Origin of the sequence: Citrobacter europaeus (assembly GCF_037482245.1) — a bacterium.
Classification (GTDB): Bacteria; Pseudomonadota; Gammaproteobacteria; order Enterobacterales; family Enterobacteriaceae; genus Citrobacter; species Citrobacter europaeus.
On sequence record NZ_CP148084.1, the window covers coordinates 1067470 to 1088855 of the forward strand.

General features: G+C 51.3%; 18 protein-coding genes. 11 read left to right on the forward strand and 7 right to left on the reverse strand.

Features of this window, described 5'->3' with window-relative positions:
* Window positions 1–14 precede the first annotated feature (14 nt).
* The 8 genes from WHR59_RS04960 to WHR59_RS04995 are packed head-to-tail and all read left to right on the forward strand — an operon-like array spanning window position 15 to window position 9676.
* Window positions 15–2105 (forward strand): methyl-accepting chemotaxis protein, encoded by a 2091-nt coding sequence (locus WHR59_RS04960; protein WP_047409170.1) that lies wholly within the window; start codon window positions 15–17, stop codon window positions 2103–2105.
* A complete protein-coding gene (locus WHR59_RS04965; protein WP_075145716.1) occupies window positions 2102–3169 on the forward strand; it encodes a chemotaxis protein CheB in 1068 nt (355 codons plus the stop codon). Before WHR59_RS04960 ends, WHR59_RS04965 begins: the two co-directional genes overlap by 4 nt.
* The gene (locus WHR59_RS04970) at window positions 3166–4578 is read left to right on the forward strand and encodes a CheR family methyltransferase (protein WP_080626181.1); all 1413 of its coding nucleotides are present in this window, start codon (window positions 3166–3168) and stop codon (window positions 4576–4578) included. Before WHR59_RS04965 ends, WHR59_RS04970 begins: the two co-directional genes overlap by 4 nt.
* An 11-nt stretch (window positions 4579–4589) precedes the next feature.
* A complete protein-coding gene (locus WHR59_RS04975; protein ID WP_080626182.1) occupies window positions 4590–6722 on the forward strand; it encodes a hybrid sensor histidine kinase/response regulator in 2133 nt (710 codons plus the stop codon).
* Between the two features lie 22 nt (window positions 6723–6744).
* Window positions 6745–7107 carry a response regulator gene (locus tag WHR59_RS04980; RefSeq protein ID WP_043017360.1) on the forward strand — a complete coding sequence of 121 codons (363 nt, stop codon included), beginning with the start codon at window positions 6745–6747 and terminating at the stop codon, window positions 7105–7107.
* Between the two features lie 13 nt (window positions 7108–7120).
* Window positions 7121–8797 carry a diguanylate cyclase gene (locus WHR59_RS04985; protein WP_075145719.1) on the forward strand — a complete coding sequence of 559 codons (1677 nt, stop codon included), beginning with the start codon at window positions 7121–7123 and terminating at the stop codon, window positions 8795–8797.
* A gap of 11 nt (window positions 8798–8808) precedes the next feature.
* A complete protein-coding gene (locus tag WHR59_RS04990) occupies window positions 8809–9333 on the forward strand; it encodes a chemotaxis protein CheW (protein ID WP_080626183.1) in 525 nt (174 codons plus the stop codon).
* Window positions 9317–9676: a hypothetical protein gene (locus WHR59_RS04995; RefSeq protein ID WP_043017357.1), complete on the forward strand. Its 360-nt coding sequence runs from the start codon at window positions 9317–9319 to the stop codon at window positions 9674–9676. Before WHR59_RS04990 ends, WHR59_RS04995 begins: the two co-directional genes overlap by 17 nt.
* A 6-nt stretch (window positions 9677–9682) precedes the next feature.
* On the opposite strand, the gene sitD is transcribed toward WHR59_RS04995, so the two are convergent.
* The 6 genes from sitD to WHR59_RS05025 form a co-directional block, all read right to left on the reverse strand.
* Complete coding sequence (gene sitD, locus WHR59_RS05000; RefSeq protein WP_047409183.1) at window positions 9683–10534, reverse strand: iron/manganese ABC transporter permease subunit SitD; 852 nt, start codon at window positions 10532–10534, stop codon at window positions 9683–9685.
* Window positions 10531–11388, reverse strand: coding sequence for an iron/manganese ABC transporter permease subunit SitC (gene sitC, locus WHR59_RS05005; protein WP_047409186.1), 858 nt, complete (start codon window positions 11386–11388; stop codon window positions 10531–10533). Before sitC ends, sitD begins: the two co-directional genes overlap by 4 nt.
* 2 nt (window positions 11389–11390) lie before the next feature.
* Window positions 11391–12206, reverse strand: a complete 816-nt coding sequence (gene sitB, locus WHR59_RS05010; protein ID WP_043017354.1) for an iron/manganese ABC transporter ATP-binding protein SitB — start codon at window positions 12204–12206, stop codon at window positions 11391–11393.
* Complete coding sequence (locus WHR59_RS05015; protein ID WP_338843662.1) at window positions 12203–13120, reverse strand: metal ABC transporter substrate-binding protein; 918 nt, start codon at window positions 13118–13120, stop codon at window positions 12203–12205. Before WHR59_RS05015 ends, sitB begins: the two co-directional genes overlap by 4 nt.
* A gap of 182 nt (window positions 13121–13302) precedes the next feature.
* Complete coding sequence (locus WHR59_RS05020) at window positions 13303–14076, reverse strand: SGNH/GDSL hydrolase family protein (protein WP_087051254.1); 774 nt, start codon at window positions 14074–14076, stop codon at window positions 13303–13305.
* A gap of 10 nt (window positions 14077–14086) precedes the next feature.
* Window positions 14087–15127, reverse strand: coding sequence for a porin (locus WHR59_RS05025; RefSeq protein ID WP_047409196.1), 1041 nt, complete (start codon window positions 15125–15127; stop codon window positions 14087–14089).
* 407 nt (window positions 15128–15534) lie between these two features.
* On the opposite strand from WHR59_RS05025, the gene WHR59_RS05030 reads away from it, so the two are divergent.
* Window positions 15535–16905, forward strand: a complete 1371-nt coding sequence (locus WHR59_RS05030; protein WP_213732301.1) for a class-II fumarase/aspartase family protein — start codon at window positions 15535–15537, stop codon at window positions 16903–16905.
* A gap of 46 nt (window positions 16906–16951) precedes the next feature.
* Here the strand turns inward: WHR59_RS05030 and WHR59_RS05035 are convergent, their stop codons facing one another.
* Window positions 16952–17845 carry a MurR/RpiR family transcriptional regulator gene (locus WHR59_RS05035; RefSeq protein ID WP_080626186.1) on the reverse strand — a complete coding sequence of 298 codons (894 nt, stop codon included), beginning with the start codon at window positions 17843–17845 and terminating at the stop codon, window positions 16952–16954.
* A 353-nt stretch (window positions 17846–18198) separates the two neighbouring features.
* Here WHR59_RS05035 and dcuC point away from each other — a divergent pair, with 353 nt between their 5' ends.
* Together dcuC and WHR59_RS05045 are read left to right on the forward strand one after the other, a co-directional pair.
* Window positions 18199–19566: a C4-dicarboxylate transporter DcuC gene (gene dcuC, locus WHR59_RS05040; RefSeq protein ID WP_043017348.1), complete on the forward strand. Its 1368-nt coding sequence runs from the start codon at window positions 18199–18201 to the stop codon at window positions 19564–19566.
* 52 nt (window positions 19567–19618) lie between these two features.
* Window positions 19619–21313 (forward strand): oxaloacetate-decarboxylating malate dehydrogenase, encoded by a 1695-nt coding sequence (locus tag WHR59_RS05045; RefSeq protein ID WP_193145238.1) that lies wholly within the window; start codon window positions 19619–19621, stop codon window positions 21311–21313.
* Window positions 21314–21386 lie beyond the last annotated feature (73 nt).

Consider the following 21386-nt stretch of genomic DNA (forward strand, 5'->3'; position numbering starts at 1 on the left):
AGAGAATAAAAAATATGAGTGACATTATTAAAGTGAAAAATCGAACGGCGGGTGCCAGCGGTGTGGGGCCGCGCGTTCGGGTGCTATCCTGGCTACACAATATCCATCCCGGTGTAGCGATGAAGCTCGGCATGATTCTGGTGGTTTGTATCGCAACATTGCTGATTGGCGCCTCTTTTATATTATCGTCTTATCTTTCCAGACAACTGCAGGTCAATGCGCTGGAGATGATTAAGACCAACACGCGTATATTCCACAACAGCATATCTAACGAATTCCAGCGAGTGACACGCGATGCGGAGCATTACAGCAATGTTTATATCAACAACTACCAAAACGTTGCTAATAAACCGCTGCGTTACATGGACTCTACTGAATTAAAAGCGGTCCTGAGTAACCCGAACACCAACGCGCATTTCACCGAACTAACCAGCGTATTTGCCAGCACGTTTATTTTGCAAGGCGAGCAGTTTGTGCGCGTTAGTAGCACCTTGCTGGCAAGTTCAGGCAATACGGCAACCGCAACGGCGTTGGGGCGCGACAACCCGGCATTACCGTTACTTTTGAAGAACAAACCTTTTTCCGGCGTAGTGACGCTATTTGGTAAGCAGTTTATTAGTCACTATGAACCGATTGCCGATAAATATGGCCAGGTGGTTGGGGCGGTTGCGGTAGGTTTTGACGTCAAACAAAGTCTGCAACCGATTATTCAGCGTTTGCTGAATGTGCATATTGGCAAAGATGGCTATGCCTACGTACTGGATGCCGGATTTGAACCGGGTCGGATGTTGGTCCATCCCTCATTGAACAACCAGCAGGCCATTAATATTACTGATGCCAATGGTTTTAAGCTATTTGCCGATATGCTCGAACATAAAAATGGCATCACCTATTACAACTGGGTGAGCGGTTATGGCGCATTGCCGAAAACCAAAGTCGCCGTTTATGAATATGTTGAAGGGATTAACTGGATAATCGCAACGACCAACTACGTTGACGATGTCGCCAAAAGCAGCAATCTGGTGCGTAACGGTCTGCTGTTATTCACCGCGCTGCTGCTGCCCATCATTTTATTGCTGATTGCCGTTGCCAGCCGCTTCCTGATTTCCCGGCGCTTAAACCGCGTATTGGGGATTGCGCAGAGTATCGCTGAAGGCGACTTAACGGTGGATGTGCAGGTCGATCATCACGATGAGATTGGCGAGTTGCTGAGCGCGGTAGAAACGATGCGCCAGCGTTTGCACTCGCTGGTCGGTGGTATGGTTTCTCATGCGAATTCGGTGCATCAGGCGTCGCTGCACATCACCGAGGCGGTAGATGGTCAGGCGTCAACCAGCGTGGAAACCTCTTCTTCAGTGGCTGAAATTACCTCTACCATGGAGGAACTGTCAGCGTCTTCCACGCAAATTGCTGAACATTCGCGGGCGGTTGTGGATATCGCCAATCAGACCCTTGATGATTGCAATAAAGGTTCAGAATCGATGTCGCAGTTGCTGATGCGCATGACGGATATTGACACCGACAATCAGCAAAACATGCGTGAAATCATGATGCTCGGCAATAAGTCGACGGAAATCAGTCGCGTGATGGTGATCATTAACAGCGTCGCGGATCAAACGAAACTGATCGCCTTTAACGCCGCGCTGGAAGCGGCCAGCGCCGGGGAAGCCGGTAAGCGTTTCTCGGTGGTGGCAGCGGAAATCCGCCGTCTGGCCGACTCGGTAACGGAATCGACGGTTGAGATTGAGAATAAGATCAGCGAGATCCAAAACGCAATCAATCGCCTGGTGCTGAACGCCGAAAAAGGCGGCGAGAGCATCAAAGCGGGCGCCAGAGCGTGCAAAGTCAGCGCCGAGCATCTGAATGATATCGTTGTGACTGCAGAGCAAACCTCGACGGCGGCGCTGCAAATATCCCTGTCTACCCAGCAGCAGAAAACAGCAAGTAATCAGGTGGTTATGGCGCTGCGAGAGATTGTCGTTGCCAGTAACTATACCTCGCAGTCCATCAAAGACATTCTGGTTGTCAGCCAGGACATGACGCAGTTGTCGAAAGCGCTGAAAGAGGCGTCGTCCTCATTCACTCTGACGGAAGCAGAAGCATGAATAGCGGCAACATTCGGGTGCTGATCCTCGACCTGGGCAGCGCGTCGCGTAATGAGCTGGTCAGACAACTGGAGGATCACCCGCATATTAAGGTGGTGGGGCAAGCAGCCCATCGCCGGCTGGCGATTCGGTTGTTGCAACAGCTGATGCCCGATCTGCTGATTCTGACGCTGGATACCTCAAGCGCCGATAACGTCGAGGTTGTCGAAACGATTATGGCAACCAGCGCCATCCCCATTTTGGTCATGAGATTTTGCCCAGAAAAACAATGGGATGATGATTACATTTCACGCGGTGCGCTGGCGGTGCTGCATCATAGCAGTGATTTCCCGCTATCAACGGACGCCCTGCATCGCAAAGTAGAATTGCTGGTTGGCGTGAAAGTTATTCGTCATATCAAGGGATTACGCCATCCAGGTGAACCGGTGATGCCAACTGCACGACCGACAACGGATGCCGCACAGTCGCCGCAGGACTGGCCTTTTGTGCTGGCGATTGCCTGCTCGACGGGTGGGCCGCAGGCGCTGAGTAAGCTATTGCAGGAACTCCCCGGTACGTTCCCGTGTCCGGTGCTAATCGCCCAGCATATAGCTGATGGTTTCGCAAAAGATATGGTGCGCTGGCTCGACAGCGTGACCGAGCTGAAGGTACGACTGGCGCAGGAAGACGATCGGGTACAGGCCGGGTATGTATATATATTACCGCCGGAGCAGCATCTGATCGTCAAAAACAACCAGCGTCTGGCGGCGATCCCCAGACAGGAAAGTGACGTTTACCATCCCAGTTGCAATCTGTTGCTGGAGTCGGTGGCTGAAGTGTTTCGCGAAAAAGCCGTCGGACTGATTATGACGGGGATGGGCAGCGATGGCTGTCGCGGCATCGAGCTTATTTTCCGGCGAGGCGGCAGAACGCTGGCGCAGGACGAAGAGAGTTCGGTGGTATTTGGTATGAATAAGAACGCGATCGACAAGCAGTTGATACACCGCACGATCCCACTGGATGGCCTTGCCAAAGTGTTGCTTGCAATGGCGTGTCACGGGCGCTTTGAGAGTAAATTGCTATGATCCCCAATCTTCCTGATTATGCCCGTCTGATCAAAGAACGGGTCGGTTTACACTTCGATAACGCCATGGAAGCACTGCTGAAAACGGCGCTGAGTCGGCGAATGGCTGAGCGAAAAATCAGTGATTACTATGAATACTACGAGCAACTGCGTATCTCGCAGAACGAGTTTGATAGCTTCATTACGTTGATTACGATTAACGAAACCTATTTTTTCCGTGAAAGCGATACGCTGGATTTAATCTGTGACAAGTGGATCCCACGTCTGCTGCAACAGCGTAGCGGCCCGGTGCGTATTCTGAGTGCCGGATGCTCCTCGGGGGAAGAAGCCTACTCGCTGGCTATCAAGCTGCATGAGAAATTCCTCGGCGCGATGGCGCAGCGTATTGAAATTTACGGCTGTGATATTGACCCGGCAATCCTCGCAAAAGCCCGTAACGCCTGCTATTCAAGCTACTCGTTTCGTGGCGTCGACCCGAGTATTCAGCAACGTTACTTTACCCGCTCGGGAAACCTCTACCGGCTGCATGATGAGATTCGTGAGAAAGTCTCCTTTCATCGCACCAACATTATAAAAGAGCAGTTGCTGCCGGAAGTGGACATCATTTTGCTGCGCAACGTGTCCATCTATTTCGACACGCCAACGCGTCGTGAACTGCACGGTAATTTATTGAAGATGTTACAGCCGCAGGGGGCCTTATTTTTTGGCAATGCAGAAACGCTGGCCAACAATTTCGACATTCTAAAACTGGAGCAGGAAGAGGGCATTTTCTATTTTTGTCACCATCGCGAAGCGGCGAAGGTCGCGCCCGTGCCCCTAGCTGCATCGCGCGTTGCGCCGCCGAGAACAATGGTTGAACAGGACGCTTCCGCGCCAACGGTGCAGCAGAATAATGACTGGCTGAAGAAAGCACGCGCCTGTCTCGATGAGAAATGTTTTTCTGAAGCCGAAAAGTGTATCGCCTGCGTATTACGCGACGATCCCCGTAATCAGGATGCGCTGCTGATCCAGGGGGTGATAGCCCTTGAGCAACGTGAATTTTCTCAGACAGCCGGCAACGCCCAGCAGATCCTCGCGCAGGATGAGTGGTCGGCAGAGGCCAAAATGCTGCTCGGCCTGGCGATGATGTGGCAACACCAGACGCAGCAGGCTATCGGCTGGTTCAAACAGGTGGTTTATCAGGAACCGGGCTACTGGCCGGCACACTATTACCTGGCCGAAATGTATCGACAAAGCGAGCTGCGCCAGCCCGCACAACGGACTTATCGCGTGGTAATGCAGTTACTGAATGCTGAAATGAACAATCCATCATCGGTTTGTCGTCTGCGTTTGCCGATCGTTTTTCCAGGCCATACGTTTCGTTTCCTGTGTGAACATCAACTGGCGCAATTCGCCCACCAAAGTGGCTAATAAGAGCGATTATGGCTATCTGTCTAAAAAAATTCGTTCTGCGCTTTATTGATGAAGGGAGAGGTCATTTGCAGACGATCAGCGAAGGGGCGTTTCTCCTCTCCGCTGATGAGGATACGGAAGCCTGGATAGGCGAGATGTTTCGCGCCGCGCATACCCTGAAAGGGGGCGCGCGGATGCTGAAACTGCAAAGTATCGCCGATGTCACTCATCATCTTGAGGATGTATTGAGTGAGCTGCGTGATAACAAACTGACGCCGGACAGGGCGCTGGGCAATCTGATTCATGAGTCCGTGGAGTATCTCTCCGGCCAGTTGACGCAGCTTTTTGTCAGTGAAGGGGATAATCAGTTGCCACCGGCGGACGCCGGGCTGTGCGAACGCCTTGCCCGCGCCAGCCGGGGAGAGGCTGTCACGCTGGCGGTCGAAGGTGCAGGGGCAACGGAAAAACCAGGCACCCCAACGCCTGCAGCTGCAGCCAGCATGGATTCCGGCATTAAGCAGGCCGATTTCGTGCGGGTAAAGCTGAATAAGCTCGATGGCCTGATCGACATCCTGGGGGAAGTTCTCGCCGGGCATGACCGCCTTGAGCAACAGATCCAAAATCTGAGTCAACTGGTCCCGCGACTGCCAGGCCTGAGTGCCGAACAGCTTCGCCAGCAGATCCACGATTTCAGCGCGCAGTTGAAAGAGAGCGTCCAGCTCCAGCATTTGCAAATGTTTGAACTGTACGACGTGGCGGCACGGATCCGCATGCTGCCGCTTTCAACGTTGTTTGAACCGATTTCGCTGCAGGTCAGTGAGCTGGCTTCCACGCTGAATAAGCAGGTGGTATGCCGCTTTGTCGGCGGAGAAGTGGAAATCGATCGTCAGCTGATTGACCGCTTATCGGAGTCGCTGACGCATTTACTGCGTAACGCCGTCGATCACGGGATTGGCGAGATCGATGAACGTCTGGCGCTCGGTAAATCCACGCGTGGCACCATTACCATCACTACCCAACAGGACGGCAGTGGGATACTACTGCGTATCGAAGATGACGGTCGCGGTCTGAACTATGAGGCCATCAGCGCGAAGGCGGTCAGTAAAGGTCTGGTTCCTGCTTCCATGGCCGGGCAGCTCTCCGAGCAGGAGTGTAATGAGCTGATTTTTCATCCAGGCTTTTCTACCAGCAAGATAGTCTCCGAGCTTTCCGGTCGCGGCGTGGGCCTTGATGTGGTGCGCAAAACGGTGGTGACCGATCTGCAAGGAGATTTGCAGGTTTATAGCCGTGCGGGCATCGGAACCAGCTTTAGTCTGCGTCTGCCTGTTTCGCTAACGATGATGCGCATTCTGCAATTTGAAGAGCAGGGACACCTGTTCGGACTGGCCGCGCAGTATGTGGTCGAGGTGGTGGAGTGCACGGCGCAGGGAATTAGCGATATTGCCGGGCGACCCGCCATTATTTTGCATAACGAGTTTATCCCGGTGGTCTGCACAGGCGCCTTGCTGGGTATTAATGAGCGTCAGGGAAGTTCTCCACCGGCTGGGCAGCGGTTAATCGTGGTGCAAAACCAGTTTAGCAAAATGGCGCTGCGGGTGGATAAGCTGCTCGATGAACGCAAGATGATGATCAAACCGTTACCGAAGCATATGCAGCAGCAGTCGCTGGTTTCCGGGATGGTACAAACGCCGGAAAACCAACTGGTCAGCATTCTGCAAGTCCCCGCGCTGATGGCGATGGCGCAGCAATCGCGACAAACCACGGCACCCGCACCGGCGACAAACGTTACGCCGGATGCCTGGCACGTGCTGGTGGTTGACGACTCCCTCAATACCCGCGAGATAGAAAAGAATGTGCTGGAAGCGCACGGTTATCAGGTCACGCTGGCAGAAGACGGATTGTCTGGACTGCAAAAAGCGAAACTGACCCAGTTTGATGCCGTACTGACGGATGTCGAGATGCCGTTTATGGATGGTTTCACCTTCACCAAATCCTTGCGAGGAGAGAAAAATTATCAGCACACGCCAATCATCATCGTGACGTCCCGCGCAAAGGAAGAGGACCGGCGGCGAGGGATTCAGGTGGGGGCGGATGCCTACATCGCCAAAGGCGATTTCGAGCAGGACAGTTTGATAAAAACATTAAAAATGCTTTTGTGCTGATGGCGCAAAATCGAGAGAGAAGATGCGAATTTTATTAGTTGATGATGATCTTTTTGCGGCCGAACTAGCGTCTATTTTTTTGCAAATGGATGGCTACGATGTGGTGATTGTGGAAAGCGCGATTTCCGCCTTAGCAAGCCTGGACTCGGACAACAATATCGACCTGGTGATTAGCGATCTGCATATGCCAGAGATTAGCGGACTGGATTTACTGGCGTTGTTACGCGCTCAGCACTGGTCCAAACCTTTTATTTTACTGAGTGCCAATGAAGTGACGGCCAGCGACGTTGCGTACGACCGTTGGGTTAAAAAAGATGAAAACCTTGCGGAAAATCTGGGGGCTGCGGTGAACGCGCTACTGCAGCCACCTGCGGTTACGAAATAAGCCTGGGCGTGTGATGAAACAAGAAAATAAACACATAGCGATGGCGGCTGCGCAGGAAAAAATAGCGCGTTTGCGCCAGGGGTTTTTACGTCGAATCCCCGACATGCTGGCGCAAGCGGAAAGATTACTCGTTCAACTGGTCGCAGAGCCCAGCGAAGCCTGTCGTAAACAGTTGCATATTCTGTTGCACAGTATCCACGGTTCGGCGGGGTCATTTGGTTTTAGCCCGCTGGCGAATGCTTCAGCAGAAGGTGAGCGTTTACTGACGGAGCCAGAAACGGAGCCTGGCACGCTGCATTACGATGAGCTGCGGCGAATCATACGCTGGTTGTACACCCTGACTCAGGAGCAGCTCAACCTTGAGCATCGTATCAGCGATACGGATTTTACTTTACCGATCGCCGCGCAACGCCCGGAAGAGGGATATGTTCGGCGGGCCAGCAAGCCTATCTACCTGTGTGATGATGACCTCGACCAGGTTGAACTGCTCGCTACTCAACTGCGCTGCTTTGGTTTTACCTGCCATGTGTTCGCAAGCACGCAGGATTTTAGTCAGGCCGTATTGTTGCAACCGCCTGCCGTGGTGATTATGGACGTCAGCTTTCCGGACAACGCCTACGGTGGGCCGCTGGCGATGTCGGATCTGAAGCGCAAAGTGGGTAAACCTTTCCCGGTGTTGTTTCTCTCGTGTCATAGCGATTTTAACGCCCGCATCAACGCCATTAAATCCGGCTGTGATGGTTACTACGTAAAACCGGCTTCGATTACCGATTTAGTACAGGAACTTCACCGCCTGACTCAACCGTCGCTGAGAAAACCTTATCAGGTGCTGATGATCGATGACGAGCCGGCGGTGGCGGAGTACAACGCCGAAATGCTGCGCATGGCGGGAATGGAAGTACATGTATTGGAAAAACCTCACTATTTACTGCACGTGCTGAATGCGCAACCGATCGATCTGGTGTTGATGGATTACCACATGCCGGAGTTCAGCGGCGAGGAACTGACAAAACTGATTCGGCAAATACCGCAACATATTGGCCTGCCTATCGCTTATCTCTCCAGCGAGACCAACAAGCATGCGCAGTTGGGAGCGATGAGTATTGGCGCGGAGGATTTTATTCTCAAACAGGCCGATCCAGAGGAGTTGATTCGAGCCGTATCGATCCGCGCGGAAAGAATGCGCGTCCTGCGTGCCCGCATGTCGCAGGACAGCCTGAGCGGGTTATATAACCACTCGACGACCACCCATTTTCTTAAAAGCGCGATTGCCGAGTCGAACTACAGTGGCAACCCGTTTTGCATGGTGATGGTGGACCTGGATCGCTTCAAAAGCGTTAACGATACCTACGGTCATGCGGTCGGCGATCAGGTGATTGTCGGTATTTCGCAGCTGTTTTCGCATCGCTTACGCAGCACCGATATCGTGGGGCGTTACGGTGGTGAAGAATTTGTCATCATCATGCCTAATACCAGCAGTGACAAGGCGGCGCGGGTGGTCGAACGATTACGTAGAGATTACGAACAGGTCACGTTTTCCGTCAATGATGTCAGCTTTCACAGCACCTTCAGCGCGGGTATTGCGCAGTGGCAGTTTGGCGATCGGATCGAAACGCTGCGCGAACGTGCCGATCAAGCGCTATACGCCGCGAAGCAAAATGGCCGCAACACCTTCTGCGTTGCTGAGTAAAAGGAGAAAACATGAGCCAACAGCTGGAGCACATTCTCGCGCTGAATCATGGCGAAAAGCCGGAATGTGAAAACGTTGATGAGCCGCAGCGTACGCTGGTGTTATTTCAACTGGCGGGTAAGAATTTTGCTTTTTACGGCGCGCAGATTAAAGAGATCCTCGCAGAGCGCCCGATCTCCTGGGTTCCCTGTTGCCCGCCAATGCTTGAAGGGGTCATTAATTACCGCGGGCGAGTCGAGTCGGTGATGAGGCTGGACAGCCTGATCGACACCCCTGCCGTCAATCTGGCAGGTAAACGCACCATCCTGATTGGTTGTGCCGAAAAAATGCAAAGCGGGATCCTGATAGACAAACTGATTGATGTGCTGGACGTTGTTGAAAGCCAGATTCATTTGCCGGGAGACTCGCTGCCTTCGGTGCTGCAAACGATCGCAGTGGGTGTGGTTAACGTGACGGAAACCTGGTTCACGCTGCTCGACCTGAATCTGGTGTTTGATCGTTATCAGGAGACCCGTGGCGATGACGGCTCTCACTAACCTTGCAGCGGTGCGCGTCACGCTGGGTTCGCAGAATTTTTATATTCCGGCCAGCCAGGTTGGACGTTGCGCGCTGGTGACGCATGTTGTACCGGAAATCCCGCGCTTTAGTCACTGGCTGGGTATTGCCGATGAGCCGCAGGAGGGCAGACACTTGCATTTATGCGTTCCTGACAGCGGCGTTGATACCGGCTGGTACTTTTGGGGACAGCTGGAGAACGTGATGCTCTCCAGCGACACCATTTTTGCCGTTCCGCCGCTTCTGGCGCGCAGTTGCCATCTGCCTGCGCTGCGCGCTTTGGTGGGGCGAGAGGCGTTCAGCCCGCTGTTAAGCTGGCGCTGATTAGCCCTATAGCACATCATGCAGGCGTCGCCGTTCTAAACGGCGGTCGCGCAGGGTGGAATAAATAAAGGTAATCACAAACAGCAGGGAAAATAGTACGACGATGGTAGGGGCCGGAGCACTGTCGATGAAAAATGACAGATACACGCCCATAAACGAGGTAATAACCGACATAACCACCGCCAGCCACAAGGCGTGAGAAAACTTTCGCGTCATTAGAATCGCAATGGCGCCAGGCGCAATCAGCAAGGAGATCGACAAAATAATCCCGACTGATTTTAGCGTGGCGACAATCGTCAGGGCTATCATGCATAACAGGCCGTAATGCAGCAGTGCGGTGTTAAGCCCGCTGGCTTTTGCCTGATGCGGGTCGAACGCATGCAGCAGCAGATCTTTCCATTTAAGTCCGATGATAAGCGCTATTCCCAGCGTGATAACCGCTGTTTGCATGATATCGCTTAACGATACGCCCAGCATGTCGCCGAACAGGATATGATCGAGATGGACTTCTGACTGGATAGAGACGTACAGCACCAGTCCCGCACCAAACATGCCCGAAAAGACAATCCCCATCAGAGTATCGCGTTTGATACGGCTGTTATCGTCGAGATAGCCCGTCGCCACCGCACAGAACAGCCCGGCGATAAATGCGCCAATTGCCAGCGGGATACCTGCAATCCATGCCAGCACAATTCCTGGGAAGACCGCGTGGCTCATGGCATCGCCCATTAGCGCCCAACCTTTGAGTACTAAAAATACCGACAGCAGCGCGCAGGGGACGGCGACAATAGTGGAGATGACCAGCGCATTGACCATAAAGCTGAACTGAAAAGGTTCCAGCAGCATTGTTAAGATCATACTTGCTCCTTGTTCACCAGACGGGCTCGGCGGCGATTCGCCAGCAGACCGTGTTTTGGCGCGAAGACAAATGCCAGCAGGAACAGCAGCGTTTGCAGAACGACAATAATTCCGCCGGTTGCGCCGTCCAGCCAGTAGCTCAGCCAGGCGCCGAAAAAGCTGGTCAGGCTGCCGATAGCGACGGCGATGGTGAGCAGGCGAGGAAAACGATCGGTCAGCAGCCAGGCCGTTGCTCCGGGCGTCACCACCAGGCAAATCACCAGAAATGCGCCGACGGTTTGCAGTGCGGCGACGGTGGAAACGGAGAGCAGCGTAAAAAATAACAGCTTCAACCGGCCCGGGTTCAGACCGATAGACCGCGCGTGGTTTTCATCAAAAAAGACCACCATCAGATCTTTCCACTTCAAAAACAGGATAGTCAGCGAGATAACGCCGATGATGGCCAGTTGCAGAATATCTTCCGGCGCAATCGCCAGCACGTTGCCGAGAATAATGGTCTGAATGTTCACCGACATCGGATTGAGCGACACCATAAATAGCCCGATACCGAAAAAGGACGAAAAAATCAGTCCGATAATGGCATCTTCCTTCAGGCGTGAACGTTGATTGAGAAACAGCATGCTGCCCGCCGCCAGTCCGCCGGAAAGAAATGCGCCAAGCGCGAAGGGAAGCCCTAACATATAAGCTCCGGCAACGCCCGGAACGATAGAGTGCGACAGCGCATCGCCAATCAGCGACCAGCCTTTGAGCATCAGATAGCAGGAGAGAAACGCGCACAGGCCGCCGACCATCGCCGAGACCCACATGGCGTTGAGCATGTACTGGTAGCCAAACGGCTCCGTCAGCCAGTTCATGATTATTTACCCTCGCTTGTCGCGCGTCGCGAAATAAACGGGCGTTCATCATCGGTAATCACGTGTTGTTCACCGCCGCTCAGCGCAACGTGACGCAGTACGCCGCTGAATGCCAGCTCGAGATTCTCGTGAGTAAAGGTGATTTCGGTTGGTCCACTTGCCAGCACCGTGCCTTTAATCATCACCGTGTAATCACAAAACTCGGTGACGGATCCCAGATTATGGGTAGAGACCAGCATGGTCCGCCCCTCATCACGCAGTTCACGCAGCAGGTCGATGATCCGGGCCTCGGTTTTCACATCCACGCCGGTGAAGGGTTCATCCAGTAAAATAACCTGCCCGTCCTGCGCGATGGCTCTTGCCAGAAAAACGCGTTTTTTCTGCCCTCCGGATAATTCACCTATCTGGCGATGGCGATAGTCCAGCATATCCACCCGCGCCAGCGCCGCATCCACGCAGGCGTGGTCAATCTGTTTTGGCCGACGCAGCCACCCCATATGGCCAAAGCGTCCCATCATCACGACATCTTCCACCAATACCGGAAACGACCAGTCCACCTCTTCTGACTGAGGGACATAGGCAATCAGATTCTGTTTGAGCGCCTTATTAACCGGCTGTTGCAGAATAGATATTTCCCCCTGCGCCAGGCGGACAAAACCCATCAGCGCTTTAAAAAGCGTTGATTTTCCTGAACCGTTTACGCCGACCAGAGCGGCAATTGAGCCGCCCGGTATCTGAAAAGTGGCGTCCCGCAATGCGGTGTGACCGTTGCGATACGTCACCGTAACCTGATTTACGGTAATCGCAGAGTGACTCATGGTTGTCTCTCCAGGCCCTTATTGATGCCGTTGACAATGGTTTGTGTGGTAACGCGCAGTAAATCCAGATAGGTCGGAACCGGGCCGTCGGCAGCACTGAGCGAATCGACATACAGCACGCCGCCGTAATGTGCGCCAGACTCACGGGCAACCTGACGTGCTGGTTTGTCGGACACGGTGCTTTCGCTAAATACCGTTGGGATATGATGCGCTCTGATCGCATCGATCACCTTGCGTACCTGTTTGGGCGTGCCTTGCTGATCGGCATTGATTGGCCACAGATACAGCTCCTGAAGGTTGTTATCACGCGCGAGGTAAGAGAATGCGCCTTCGCTGGTGACCAGCCAGCGTTTATCAGCAGGGAGCTTTGCCAGTTCTGCATGCAATGGCGCCAGGGTCTGCTGGATTTTTGCTTTATAATTCTGCGCATTTTTCTGGTAGGTGGCGGCATTGTCTGGATCGTATTTCATCAGCGCATCGCGAATGTTATCCACGTAGATAAGCGCGTTCTCCGCTGACATCCAGGCATGCGGGTTTGGTTTACCGTTGTACGGCCCTTCGCTGATACCCATTGGCTGCACGCCGTTTGAGACCATCACTTCCGGTACGCCGGACAAATTTTGGTAGAAGCGGGCAAACCATAGTTCGAGGTTAAGGCCGTTGGAGAGAATAATCTGCGCGCCTTGCGCCCGTTTTATATCTCCCGGCGTGGGTTGATATTCGTGAATTTCTGCTCCGGGTTTGGTGATGGAGCTGACGTCCGCCGCGTCACCCGCTACGTTGCTGGCCATATCGGCAATCACCGTAAAGGTGGTTATCACTTTGAACTTTTCTTTCGCCCAGGCGGGGGACAGCGTCAGCGCCGTTAACGCGCTGGCAAGGAGAAATGATTTCAGATGGGGCAGATGCGGCATAGTATCCCTCACAACAAAGTGGTTAATTTATCAACGAATATAGCCTTTGCTATGTTATATAGCACAAGGTATAAATAAATGAAAATAATTCTTATTTGCGTAGGGAGCTAAGGAATTGGCGGGGGATAATGCGTTTCACGCCGACAGAATTGCCGGCGTGTCGGTGATGAATTACCTGATGATTACGACTTCTGGAACTCAGTGACGGTGTCCCATGCAATCTGTTGTAACGTTTTGGCGGTAGCAGGGGTCATGTCCGTATCAACGGGAAGCGCGCCACCGACCGGAGACTGGTTATACAGGGTGGCAAAGAATACGCATGCGGCGAGATACGTTCCAGAAATTGAAGGATGTACACCATCATGATAATACAGATTTATCTCCGGATGGGTTTTGCGCGCTTTCTCAAAAGCCAGGCCAACCGGAGCGACATAACCTCCCGTTTTCTGCGCAATAGAGATATAAGCGTCCGCCAGTTTTTGGCTATCTTCGGGTTTGTCTTTTTTCGGCCAGGTCATGAAATAGACGACTTTTGCACCCGCTTGATGTGCCATGTTGGCCATTTGGGTTGCAGAATCAACGAAGTTTTGTCGGGTACTTTCTTTCTTTGAAATCGTTTCTGTGGAGTTCCCCTGTAATACCACTACATCCCATTTCTGTAGCGTGTTCTGGTAGCGCATATTCTCAATTTGCCAGCCTAAATGGCCGCTGGAAATCGTGATCCCGCGATACTTATACCCTTTTGCATGGTCAGGCAATAAAGACTGTGTCAAATCCCGTAATCGGGTATTGATATTGTTGTTATAGAACGTGAACGAGTTGCCATACAGCGCGACGATTTTATTCTCGCCATCCATTTTCGCATGTGCGGAAGGCGCTAATAATGTATCAGCGTGAGCGCAGATACTACTCAGTGCCAGGGCCGTTGCTGCGGCAAGCAAAGTAATCTTTTTCATCGGTTATCTCTTAGAAATCGTAACGGAGCCCAACGATAAGCGCATCATCATTGGTTTTTTTGTTCTTACTGGCGAATTCTTTATCGTAAGTAAATGATAACCACGTATCCTCAGCCAATGTTAATTGCGCCTCAGCACGCCAGTCTTCTTTTTCAGCAATATCTTTACCGTCTTCATTTAAAAAACTATACCCGGTGAGTACCTTGACGGTGCCAAAGTTGTAGGAAATGAGCGAATCCATTCCTTTATAATTATTATCACTATTGTTATCACGGGAAATAGAAGTCCGTAATGCGGTTACCGCGACCTCATAGGCTTTATAACCGAGTTGTAACCCTCCCATAATTTGATCGTTTTGGTTACGCCCATCGGTGGTCACTACGCCATCCTGTCGTTTGTAACGACTGGCCGCGAGTGCTGGTGTAATTCTAAAATCACCAAATTTGAAAGACTTGCGATAGCTGGCCATCGCGCCGTAATCCAGGGCTTCGTTGTCGCTGTTGCCATTACCGGAGACCCATGCCAGTTGAATTTCGTTACCGGCAAATTTGGCGTTCCACTGAACGGTGCCGTCCTGGCGGTTGAACTGGTACGAATCATCTATGGTTGTAATACCATAACTATAGATATTGGGAGTGAAGTTTTTGTATTTATCGGTCATTTTCATTACCTGATACAACGGGTTTTTGGTTCTCCCGGTGATCAGTTCACCCCATGTTTTATTTGACAGACCGACATAGGAATAGCGGGCCTCCATATCGCTTTCACCGGTATTGTTATCATTTTTTTCGGTACGCACCTGCCATTCCAGACGACCCACGATTTTAGTTTCTGGCAGAATATCCAAATCTCGGGTGAGATAAATACCTACACGGCCACCCAGATCGCTTCGGCTTTCACTGCCGGCAAATGAATTCTGGCCACTTGCTATTTTGCCCTCAACGCGGCCATAGATATCCAGAGTATTGCCATCCTTATTATAGACGTTTAAGGCGAACGCCGAGGAACTCATACCCATAAGTAATATTAGTGAATAATTTTTTAGCTTCATGTCATCCCTCAAACAAGCATAAATTTCCTGACCATAAAAATGAATTTCACAGCGAGGTAATTGTTTGTGGAAATGGAATGTCAGCGGTATGGGAATCATTTTTTCTCGTGATGAAATGTGATTGTTCACGCATAAATATCTCCGATTTCACTATTGTATTAATGGTTCTTATATTTAATAAGCATTTTTTTGGAAATATTGCAGTTGTTTAAAATGTAATTCACAAATTACTGTGAAGTACATCGCACTTCTACTTGGTGATAAAAATGAAAATGGGAATATTGCATTCTCATGGCCATTTTTGGGGTGGGAATACTATTTTCCCCTATAATTTGGAAAACAGATCCCGCAAACTTGATTAATCACATTTTCGATTTTGACGCATTCATTGGCCGGAGAGGCGCTGTATGTTCGGTAAGCAAACAACGGTATTTGATTCTGATCTTTATTCTTCATTGTTCACCCAGGGGCGGATGCGTGAAATATGGTCTGACGACAATCTGCTGCGGTGTTGGTTGCGGTTTGAGGCGACTGTCGCTCGCGTGCAAGGCGAGCTGGGGATTATCCCTGAGCAAGCCGCCGTCGAAATTGAAAAAACGTGCAGGGATATACAGATAGATTGGCCGGCCCTGGCGCAGGAAACGCAGACGGTTGGTATGGCGATAAAACCGTTGATCGATCAGATCTCTGCTTGCGGCACACCGTTGGTCAGCCAGTTTCTGCACTGGGGATGTACCACTCAGGACCTGCTGGACTCTGGCATGGCGATGAGACTACAACAAACGCTGCATCTGCTGCGCGAGCAATTACTTGATGTTGGCGAAGCGATGAAAGCGATGGCAATACGTCATACCAGGACGGTGATGGTTGCGCGCACCAATTCGGTGGATGCCTCTGCGACAACATGGGGGCTACATGTTTGTAGTTATCTGGCGGAGGTTAACCGCCATCTGATAAGACTCCAGCAGCTGTACCCGCGCGCGGTCACCGGGCTCTTTGGCGGCGCGGTAGGTAATCTGGCCTCGGTGGGCGAGCAGGGAATGGAAACGCGTGAACGGCTGATGCGAGCGCTGGGTCTGAACGTGCCCTGCGGCATTAATAATGCCAGCCAGGATGCGGTTGTTGAAGTCGTGCAATTTTTTGCCCTTATTCACGGCACGCTGTGTCGTCTGGCCAACGATGTCGAAACAATGGGACGCACGCCGATTGCTGAAGTGCTTGAAGGTGAGGGCGGCGGAGGGTCGAGCACGATGCCGCACAAAGTTAATCCGCGTGCCAGTAACATGATGCAAACGCTGGCAAGGATGGGATGGATGTATGCGTCTGGCGCCCCGGCAATGCTGGATCAACAGGACGTACGGGCTGCCTCAATGAGGGTATTAAACTGGACAATCCTCCCGGAGGCCTCTAATGCTTTATCGACCAGCCTGACACGCGCAAAGAATCTGCTTGCGCATCTCATTATTAATGAAGAGAAGATGCGCGCCAATTTTGACTGTTCGAAGCACTTTATTATGTCGGAATCGCTGACGATGAGGCTTGCCGCCAAAATTGGCAGAGAGTCTGCCTATAACTTAGTTAAAGACCTGCTGAAGCATGCAAACGGTGAGCAGAGTTTCATGGAGATTGTCCAGGCTAGCCCGGAAATCCGCGCATCATTATCTGTAGAGGAAATTGCCGACGCCTGCGAGCCGCTGTCATATATCGGAGCGAACGACGCGCTAATCGCTGAAACTATAGCTGAGTTCGATCGCGTGAAAACCCCAGAGATAGCCTGATGCATCCTGTTGCCAGGAGTGAGAACACTCCTGGCTGCTGGTGGGTCTAAGTATTGTGGGCTGATGCTGAAAATGTTTCGAAAAAGACAAACAACTCCTCCAGTTGGGCAAAATTCCCCTCGCTATCACCTTTCTCATACGCCAGATGCAATATAAGTTCGATAAAAAAGAAGCCAAGAATACGGCTTTGAAAAATGGATTGTACGTCGCTGGGAAGAACGAACTGCAGATCGCAGAACTTACCGTAAGGATTCGCCTCTGAGTTGGTAACCAGGACCACGACGGCATTCTTTTTTCTGAACCACTTTGCAATATTGAGCGCTACCCGGTTAAATCGGTAGTAGGAGAACACAATCAAGACATCCTCCTCCTCAATATTGAGGAGGCATTTGGGGAGTTCGCTGATGTCCGTCGGTAACAGGGTGATGTCACTGCGAAAGTACTTTAGCAGTGTACAAAAGTGCGTTGCCATTGCATGAGATGATGAAGGGCCGACGACATAAATATGACGTTGATTGTTCAATACCAGATCGATAAACGCATTAAGGCTTTCAATATCGATATTATTTTTAAATTGATTAAATAATTCTGATACTTTGTGGGTGAAATCGGTAACGATACTTTCAGTGGTAATGCTGGGGTTGTTACGTAGTTTGATGTTTTTCTCAAAGGGTGCGGATATTTTATTTTTTGATAGCGTAATGTCTAATGCTTTGCGAAAAGCAGCATAACCCGTAAACCCAATTTTATTTAAAAATCGGCCAATGGTGGCTTTGCTTACCATCGCATTTTGCGAGAGATCAACAATGCCATGATAGGGGAGTTCATTGAAGTGTTTATTAATGTACTCATTAAGTCGGCACTCAGATTCAGTCAGATCACCCATATTAAGAGTAAGTGAGTTATACTCATCCAGACTTAACGTGTTTTTTTTGTACATAGATAACACCCGATGGCTGCTGTATATCAACGTTGTTATAGGGTAATACGCTTTCGACGTCAATCATAGAATGAATATGTTGGAAACCCGCATCCAGCCTTTTCTAAGGGATGCGACCGCATTCAGATGAGTTGCGATCTTACTCACAAAAAGTGGTGGGAAAACACCTTTCCCGTATTTTACAACCACACAACCCATTACAATTAAATCTCAATATTTGAGTATGTAATACGTTAAATTTACGTGCATATTATAGCTGCTTATATATAGGTGTGATTTTTTACTATCCTACATAAGCTATGATGATATGACAGATAACCCTACCCGATTTGTATGGCATAGGAATTGTTATTATGACGGCGTTTATTATAGCAATAGTGATAACAGTTATTGCTGCATGGTTAATTGTGAAAAACTATCAGCCGCAAACTGTTCTATTACTCGCTGGACTGGCATTATTGACCATTACCGTACTGTTTTATCCTGAAAACAGCATTCTTTATGATAAAGCAAAATCCACGGGGTCAACCTGGCTGGATATCTTTAGTTTTGCAAAAGAATCGCTTACCACACAAATCGCGGGTATTGGTCTTATCATCATGGCGGCGGGTGGATTTGCCAGCTATATGGATCACATTAAAGCGTCGAACGCGATGGTGAATATGTGCATTCGACCGCTGCAGGTGATTAAAGCGCCATACCTGATCCTTGCGTTAGGGTATATCTGCGCACAGCTTCTGCACGTGGCAATTTCAAGTGCGGCAGGTCTGGCAATGTTGCTGCTGGTAACATTCTTCCCGGTCCTGGTACGCCTGGGAGTCAGTAAAGCCTCCGCGGCCGCGATGATCGGTCTGTGCGCGTTTATGGATTTAGGGCCCGCGGTTGGTACGGCGAATCTGGCAGCCAAGCATGCTGGCATGGAAAGCGCTATCTACTTTGCTCATTACCAGATGCCAGTGGCGGTGGTCGTAATGCTGGCCGTGGCGGTGGTGATTTACTTCAGCGCGAAGTATTTCGACAAAAAAGATGGCTTTGTTCCTGGAGCGCAAAGCGTAGCACAAGCGGAAGAAGAAGGCCGTAAGGTGCCCGTCATTTATGCGCTGTTGCCCGTCCTGCCTGTGGTACTGGTGCTGGTCTTTAGCCCTTTGGTTATCAAATCCATCAAAATTGACGTGGTTACAGCAATGATCCTTGGCGCGGTCGTCGCGTTTTTCTTCGAACTGGTGGCTACCCGAGATTTCAAAAGCTGCTGCAAAGGATTACAGGTCTTTTTCAAAGGGATGGGCAGCATGTTTACCAGCATCGTTTCCTTGCTGGTATGTGCGGATATTTATGCCCAGGGGCTGCAGAAAATTGGTGCGGTGGACTACCTGTTGCAGTCCGTGCAAAACGCAGGGCTGGGTTTTACCAGCATGACGCTGGTAATGACCGCGCTGGTGGGCGTCACCGCCGTCCTGACTGGCTCTGGCGTTGCAGCCTTTTTCTCTTTCTCCGGCCTGGCACCTTCGATTGCGGCAAAATTCGGTGAGAGCGCTGTCAATATGATCCTGCCAATGCAGTTGATGGCGGGAATGGGGCGCTCAATGTCTCCGGTGGCTGGCATCATTATTGCGGTAAGCAAGGCAGGGGAATGCTCACCGTTTATGATTGTCAGAAGAACGCTGCTTCCAGCGCTGGCCGGTATCGCGGCGATGCTGGTTGCCAACTATGTCCTGATTTGAATCCCGAGAGCCTGTTAATGCAGGCTCTTATTTTTTTATCTGGTTGTAATTTATGGATGGCAACGTGACAAACGATGTTTTATACGTCCCGTTTACGGGGAAGTTACTGCTTGAGTCTCCGTTATTAAACAAGGGAAGTAGCTTCACGCAGCAAGAAAGACATGACTTTAACCTGAGTGGGCTACTGCCTTGCGCGATTGAGAATATTGATGAACAAGCTGAGCGGGCGTATCAACAATATCTTGAGGCTGAATCCCACAACGCTCGACATATTTACCTGCGTAATATCCAGGATACCAACGAAACTTTATTTTATTACCTGTTGAAAAAGTACCTGCCCGAGATGTTGCCAATCGTTTATACCCCAGTAGTCGGGGCTGCCTGCGAAAAATTCTCCTGGATATATCGTCGGGCGCGTGGTGTCTTTATTTCCTGGCCCGATCGCGATCGTATTGACGATATTTTGCATGATATTCCACGACACGATATCAAGGTCATCGTCGTCACTGATGGTGAGCGCATTCTGGGACTAGGTGACCAGGGCGTTGGCGGTATGGGGATCCCTATCGGGAAACTGTCGCTCTATACCGTCTGTGGCGGGGTTAATCCGGCGAATACGCTACCCATTCTGCTGGATGTCGGTACGAACAATACGCGACTGCTGGACGATCCGCGCTATATCGGCTGGCGTCATCCGCGCATAACTGGCGAAGACTACTTCGCATTCATTGGTATGTTTATTGCTGCCGTAAAACGGCGCTGGCCTAACGTTCTGCTGCAGTTTGAAGATTTCGCCCAGCATACCGCTGTACCGTTACTGGACCGCTATCGCGATGAGCTGTGCTGTTTTAATGATGATATTCAGGGCACGGCGTCGGTGGCTCTGGCGACCGTGGTTGCTGCCTGTCGTGGCAGCGGCCGCGATTTCCGTCAGCAATCGATTGTGATTGTGGGCGCGGGTGCTGCCGGATGTGGGATCGCCCGACATATTATCGCCTGCCGCATCTCTGAAGGAATGAGCCAGGCCGAAGCCCGACGGACCATTTTTATGGTGGATCGCGACGGTCTGGTGATGACCACCAATCATGGATTAGCGGATTTCCAGCAACCGCTGGCGCAGCCTCCTGTGGCCTTATCTGACTGGCTGTATGAGGGGCAGACACCGTCGTTACTGGAGGTTATCCACAATGCCAAACCTTCGGTGATGCTGGGTGTGTCGGGCCAGGCCGGATTATTTTCGCAGGAGGTGATTAGCACGATGTACCAATACTGCGATCGGCCGATTGTTATGCCGTTGTCGAATCCCACCTCGAGAATGGAAGCGCGGCCAGAAGATATTGTTCGCTGGACCGAGGGACGGGCCATCATCGCGACAGGCAGTCCCTGCGATGCGGTTGAATTTAATGGGTGTTCCATTCCGGTTGCGCAGTGTAATAACGTTTATGTTTTCCCGGCCATCGGTCTGGGGGCTATCGCCAGCGGCGCGGCGCGAATAACAGAAGCTATGTTGATGGCGGCAAGCCGTGCGCTGGCCGATGCTTCTCCACTGGTGCGTAACGGGGAAGGCGCTCTGTTGCCGGAGATTGGGACAATCTGCGACGTGACGCGCCGCATTGCCTTCGAGGTCGGCAAGGCGGCGCAGCAGTCAGGTGTGGCAGAGAAGATGAGCGACGACGCGCTGTTGCAGAGCATCAACGATAACTTTTGGCTACCGCACTACCGTCCTTATAAACGCAGGGCAATTTAGTCATTCTCGTGGGGAATTGATCTCATGTGATGGTTGCCTTCACTGTTAAGGTGTATTATTTATGCAACTTAAT

Coding starts and splice junctions, on each gene's coding strand:
- WHR59_RS05015 (WP_338843662.1), bottom strand. CDS start 13,120: ATGCCGCATCTGCCCCATCTGAAATCATTTCTCCTTGCCAGCGCGTTA.
- WHR59_RS04990 (WP_080626183.1), top strand. CDS start 8,809: ATGAGCCAACAGCTGGAGCACATTCTCGCGCTGAATCATGGCGAAAAG.
- WHR59_RS04980 (WP_043017360.1), top strand. CDS start 6,745: ATGCGAATTTTATTAGTTGATGATGATCTTTTTGCGGCCGAACTAGCG.
- WHR59_RS04975 (WP_080626182.1), top strand. CDS start 4,590: ATGGCTATCTGTCTAAAAAAATTCGTTCTGCGCTTTATTGATGAAGGG.
- dcuC (WP_043017348.1), top strand. CDS start 18,199: ATGACGGCGTTTATTATAGCAATAGTGATAACAGTTATTGCTGCATGG.
- WHR59_RS05035 (WP_080626186.1), bottom strand. CDS start 17,845: ATGTACAAAAAAAACACGTTAAGTCTGGATGAGTATAACTCACTTACT.
- WHR59_RS05030 (WP_213732301.1), top strand. CDS start 15,535: ATGTTCGGTAAGCAAACAACGGTATTTGATTCTGATCTTTATTCTTCA.
- sitC (WP_047409186.1), bottom strand. CDS start 11,388: ATGAACTGGCTGACGGAGCCGTTTGGCTACCAGTACATGCTCAACGCC.
- WHR59_RS05045 (WP_193145238.1), top strand. CDS start 19,619: ATGGATGGCAACGTGACAAACGATGTTTTATACGTCCCGTTTACGGGG.
- sitD (WP_047409183.1), bottom strand. CDS start 10,534: ATGATCTTAACAATGCTGCTGGAACCTTTTCAGTTCAGCTTTATGGTC.
- WHR59_RS04970 (WP_080626181.1), top strand. CDS start 3,166: ATGATCCCCAATCTTCCTGATTATGCCCGTCTGATCAAAGAACGGGTC.
- WHR59_RS05025 (WP_047409196.1), bottom strand. CDS start 15,127: ATGAAGCTAAAAAATTATTCACTAATATTACTTATGGGTATGAGTTCC.
- WHR59_RS04995 (WP_043017357.1), top strand. CDS start 9,317: ATGACGGCTCTCACTAACCTTGCAGCGGTGCGCGTCACGCTGGGTTCG.
- WHR59_RS04985 (WP_075145719.1), top strand. CDS start 7,121: ATGAAACAAGAAAATAAACACATAGCGATGGCGGCTGCGCAGGAAAAA.
- WHR59_RS05020 (WP_087051254.1), bottom strand. CDS start 14,076: ATGAAAAAGATTACTTTGCTTGCCGCAGCAACGGCCCTGGCACTGAGT.
- WHR59_RS04965 (WP_075145716.1), top strand. CDS start 2,102: ATGAATAGCGGCAACATTCGGGTGCTGATCCTCGACCTGGGCAGCGCG.
- sitB (WP_043017354.1), bottom strand. CDS start 12,206: ATGAGTCACTCTGCGATTACCGTAAATCAGGTTACGGTGACGTATCGC.
- WHR59_RS04960 (WP_047409170.1), top strand. CDS start 15: ATGAGTGACATTATTAAAGTGAAAAATCGAACGGCGGGTGCCAGCGGT.